The 4,184-nt window shown below is 62.9% G+C and carries 7 protein-coding genes; all 7 read left to right on the forward strand.

Annotated features, from left to right (window positions below; all coding sequences use genetic code 11):
- The first annotated feature begins 120 nt into the window (after positions 1-120).
- The 7 genes from AC1D1P_RS16145 (at position 121) to AC1D1P_RS16175 (ending at position 4,155) form a co-directional block, all read left to right on the forward strand.
- A complete protein-coding gene (locus AC1D1P_RS16145) occupies positions 121-606 on the forward strand; it encodes a hypothetical protein (protein WP_477673669.1) in 486 nt (161 codons plus the stop codon).
- A gap of 116 nt (positions 607-722) precedes the next feature.
- On the forward strand, positions 723-1,496 hold the full coding sequence (locus tag AC1D1P_RS16150) for a DUF1223 domain-containing protein (protein ID WP_477673670.1): 774 nt from the start codon (positions 723-725) through the stop codon (positions 1,494-1,496).
- 83 nt (positions 1,497-1,579) lie between these two features.
- On the forward strand, positions 1,580-2,110 hold the full coding sequence (locus AC1D1P_RS16155) for a GNAT family N-acetyltransferase (RefSeq protein ID WP_477669539.1): 531 nt from the start codon (positions 1,580-1,582) through the stop codon (positions 2,108-2,110).
- 69 nt (positions 2,111-2,179) lie between these two features.
- Complete coding sequence (locus AC1D1P_RS16160) at positions 2,180-2,530, forward strand: GlpM family protein (RefSeq protein WP_477673671.1); 351 nt, start codon at positions 2,180-2,182, stop codon at positions 2,528-2,530.
- An 11-nt stretch (positions 2,531-2,541) separates the two neighbouring features.
- Positions 2,542-3,054: a hypothetical protein gene (locus AC1D1P_RS16165; RefSeq protein ID WP_477669537.1), complete on the forward strand. Its 513-nt coding sequence runs from the start codon at positions 2,542-2,544 to the stop codon at positions 3,052-3,054.
- Positions 3,055-3,091: 37 nt separating this feature from the next.
- A complete protein-coding gene (locus AC1D1P_RS16170; RefSeq protein WP_477669536.1) occupies positions 3,092-3,577 on the forward strand; it encodes a rod shape-determining protein in 486 nt (161 codons plus the stop codon).
- Positions 3,574-4,155 carry an MOSC domain-containing protein gene (locus AC1D1P_RS16175; RefSeq protein ID WP_477673672.1) on the forward strand — a complete coding sequence of 194 codons (582 nt, stop codon included), beginning with the start codon at positions 3,574-3,576 and terminating at the stop codon, positions 4,153-4,155. Before AC1D1P_RS16170 ends, AC1D1P_RS16175 begins: the two co-directional genes overlap by 4 nt.
- Positions 4,156-4,184: the final 29 nt, after the last annotated feature.

Here is a 4,184-nt window from a genome sequence, read left to right on the forward strand (position 1 = left end):
GCATTGTCCCACAGCGCCAGCGCTGTTTTGCTTCTGATAATGGCCCTTGGCTTAAAGCAATTTCTTACATTTTCTGGGGAGAGACACATGCGGACTCGCACAATTTTTTTGGTGGTGGCCATGCTGCTGCTGGCGGGCTTTGTGGCCCTCAATGTCGATGAATTCAGCCGTGTGAGCATGCTCAGCCTGGGCTTTACCACCGTGGAGGTGTCGCTGGGCTTCGTGATGCTGCTCTTGCTGGTGGTTGCCACGGTGGTGTTTCTGGCCTCCACGCTCTACATGCAAAGCACCAACTTGCTGGAAACCCGGCGCTACGCACGCGAGCTGAACACGCAGCGTGAGCTGGCTGACAAGGCCGAGGCCTCTCGTTTTACCGAACTGCGGAGCTACCTGGAGGTGCAGGCCCTGGCCGCACAGCACCGGGAAGCCGCCGCCGCCACTGTGCTGGCCGAGCGCTTTTCGCAGCAGCAACAGGCATTGCTGGCGCGGCTGGAGCAGTCGGACAACACCATGGCCGCCCACATGGGCCAGCTCCAGGACCGGCTTGAGCGGCATGGCGGCATTCCTCATCTGGAAAAAGACTCGGAGACCATGCCGCTGGTTTGAGTGCCTGAATACCGGTTGCGCCGCGTCCTTCTTTTCTTTTATTAACCGGGCCCGGCAGGTGTAAGAACCGGCGAAGTCCATCGACCAATGGGGGTCTGCAATCCACGGAGACCCTCATGCTGCACACCGCGCCCCCACGGCCTTCCAGCCGCAATACCCCGCTGATCACCGCAATCGTCCTGATGGCATTGACGTCCAGGGCCTTGTCCGCACAAAACGCTTGCGCCATCAGCTCAGGGCCGACCATCACGCCGGTCGTTGAGCTGTATACCTCTGAGGGCTGCAGCTCCTGCCCGCCCGCTGACAAATGGGCTTCGTCGCTGAAAGGCAGTGGGGCCGTGGTGCAGGCCTTTCACGTCGGCTACTGGGACTACATCGGCTGGGTTGACCGTTTTGCCGCGCCCGCCTACACCAGCCGGCAACGCGAAATAGCGTCCAGGAATAATCTGCGCAGCATCTATACACCGCAGGCCGTACTCAACGGCAAAGACTGGCCCCGCTGGGGTGGCAGGCCTGCCGACAGCAAGGAACCCGCGCGCGCCAGCATCGTGCTCAGGCAACTCGGGCCGGACCAGTTTGAAGCCAGCGTCACCCCGATGCCCGCACCGCAGGTGTCACCGTCCTGGTCAGCCTACTGGACCGTCACTGAACATGGGCACAACTCCAAAGTGAAAGCCGGCGAAAACGCTGGAGAGGTTCTCCAACACGACTTCGTTGTGCGCCAGTACACCCAAGCCGGGGAATACAAAAGCAGTGGAACCGGGCCGCAAAAACTGGCCTTTCGCAGCATTGCCCCAACCCAGGGCCATGAGCGCCAGGTGAATCTCGTGGTGTTCGACCCTCAAACCGGCAAGACCCTGCAGGCCGTCAGCCTTCAATGTGCCGCGTAAAGCACGGCCGCTGAAGGACTACCGCCTGGCGCACCGTACAGGCGGGGCAACGCGAGGCCTCGGGCTTGCCGCACAATGGCGCAATGGATTCCCCGCAATCACCGCCCTGCGCTCCTTCGCTGGTTTTGCGGCCGCCCGGGGCCGCCGACTATGCGGCGCTGGCCACATGGGTCCAGGATGCCAGCACCTGTCTGCGCTGGGCCGGCCCCAAGCTGAAGTTTCCGTTTGAACCCGAGCGGCTCCCGGTACTGCTGGCTGAACCCGGCGCCTTCAGCTTTGTCATGAGCCGGGGTCCGGCAGAGGCGCTGGGCTTTGGGCAATTCTGGGTGCGTGAGGCAGGTGCTGCCCATCTGGCCCGCATCATCCTGGCGCCCGGCGCGCGCGGCCAGGGTCTGGGTTCGACGCTGTGCAGGCTGCTAATGGCCCAGGCGGCCCGTGACACCGGTGCCACAGCTTTCACACTGCGCGTGTACCGTGACAACCACCCTGCGCTGACCATCTACGAAGGCCTCGGCTTTGCAGTGATTCCCGAGTTTTCAGACGACAGCATCTTTTTCATGCGCAGGGAAGCGCAAAACGGCATGCAGGCGATACAGGCCGAAGGGTGTCCATAGTGCCCATCGATAAACTGTGGGGCCGTGCTGTTGCGGCCACGTCCCTGCACTCCTTTTTCTTTTCGATCGATGCTTTCACTTTTTCTTAAATGCCTGCTGGGTGCGCTTGCCGTGCTGGTTATTGCCCTTCTTTCCCGGTCGCGCAGCTTTTTCATCGCCGGCCTGGTGCCGCTGTTTCCCACCTTTGCCCYGATTRCGCACTACATCGTGGGCAGCGAACGCTCCGCGGCAGACCTTCGCACCACGGCACTGTTCGGCCTGTGGTCCCTCATCCCCTATGCGGTTTACCTGCTGGTGGTGTACTGGCTCAGCGTGCGCGCGGCACTGCCCGTCACGCTTGCCTGCGCCACACTGGCCTGGGCGCTTGCTGCGGGCGTGCTGCTGCTCGGCTGGAGCCGTGCCTACCCTTCGGCGCTTTAAGGAAAACAGATATGGGCAAATTCAAAAAAGTGTTGCGGGCCATTTTGCTTGCGCCTGTCGCGCTGTTTTTGCTATTTGAAGAATGGGGCTGGGAGCCGCTGGCCGCCGGCTTTGCAGCACTGGGGCGCCTGCCCTGGTGGGGGCGGCTGGAGCGCTGGATCACCCGCTTGCCGCCCTGGGCTGCGCTGCTCGCCTTCGGCGTGCCGGTGCTGGCGCTGATCCCGCTGAAGCTGCTGGCGCTTTACCTGTTCGGCCTGGGGCATGTCACTGTCGGCCTGGCGCTGATACTGGCGGCCAAACTCACCGGAACCGCGCTGGCGGCACGCCTCTTTCAGCTGACCCAGCCTGCACTCATGCAAATGCCGTGGTTCGCGCGGCTCTACACCCCCTGGAAAGCCTGGAAGGACAAAATCATGACCCAGGCCAGGGCGTCGTTGCCATGGCGCATGGCCCGCCGTTTCAAGACGCGGGTCAAGCTGGCAGCTGCGCGGCTCCTGGCCGCACTGAAAGCCGTATTGTCATGAGCGCCAGGCTCACTGAATTCAACCGCAGCCCTTGACCATGTTCGACTTCATCACGCCACCTTTGTACATCCGCCTGTCGCCTTACCGGCTGACGGTGCGCAATGTGAAAACGGGCGCTTTCATTTCCGAAGTGCCCGAAATTGCGATTTCCCGCAGCCTCAAGCCCAAAGTGCTGGGCGCGGGCGATGACGCCGCCCTGCATAAATCGAGCAAGTCGGCACAGGTCCTCAATCCTTTCAGCCACCCGCGCTCCATGGTGTCCGACTTCACCCACGGTGAGCAGGTACTGAAGGCATTCGTCCGTAAACTTCAGGCCAGCCACGTGCTGGCTCCCGCGCCCCGCATGGTGTTCCATCCTCTGGGCGAGCCCGCAGGTGGTTTCACCCAGGTGGAAATACGGGCCCTCCATGAGATGGCCCTGGGGGCCGGCGCTTCAGAAGTCACCATGTGGCAGGGCCCGGAATTGACAGACGAGCAGGTGCTGTCGCGCAGCTACCCTTCCACGGGACAGGTACTGGAATGACCGCAACCGCCGGCACGGGCATCAGTGACCTGCGCGCGCTCACCCGGCAATTCCCCCACCAAGGGCGGCTTGAGCAAATTTTGCTGAGGCCAGCCCGCCGCAGCCCGGTGCTCAGCGTTGCAACCGTGACAGCACTGGCCGGCCGCGGGCTGGAAGGCGACCGGAGCGCGGCGGCGCCTGCCATTCGCCCGGAAAGCAGCAAACGCCAGGTCACCCTGATCCAGGCCGAGCACCTGCCCGTGCTGGCCGCACTGGCCCGGCTTGGCGCGGTGGAAGCCGCGAGCTTGCGGCGCAACCTGGTGGTGTCGGGCCTGAACCTGCTGGCGGCGAAGTCCCTTTTCAGGGACCAGCCCATGGTGCTGCACATCGGCGATGTGGTGCTGGAAATCACCGGCCCGTGCGAACCCTGTTCGCGCATGGAGGAAGTGCTGGGCCCCGGCGGATACAACGCCATGCGCGGCCATGGCGGGTTGACGGCGCGTGTGTTGCAGGGTGGCTTGCTGCGCGTCGGTGATGCCCTTGTCTGTGAATCTGCCAAATCCGATCGGGAGTCTTCGGCTCAACCGCTATTGATTTGATAGCTGCTTGCGCATGACCAGTAAGGAAT

This window comes from Polaromonas sp. P1_E1_2 (assembly GCF_056406035.1).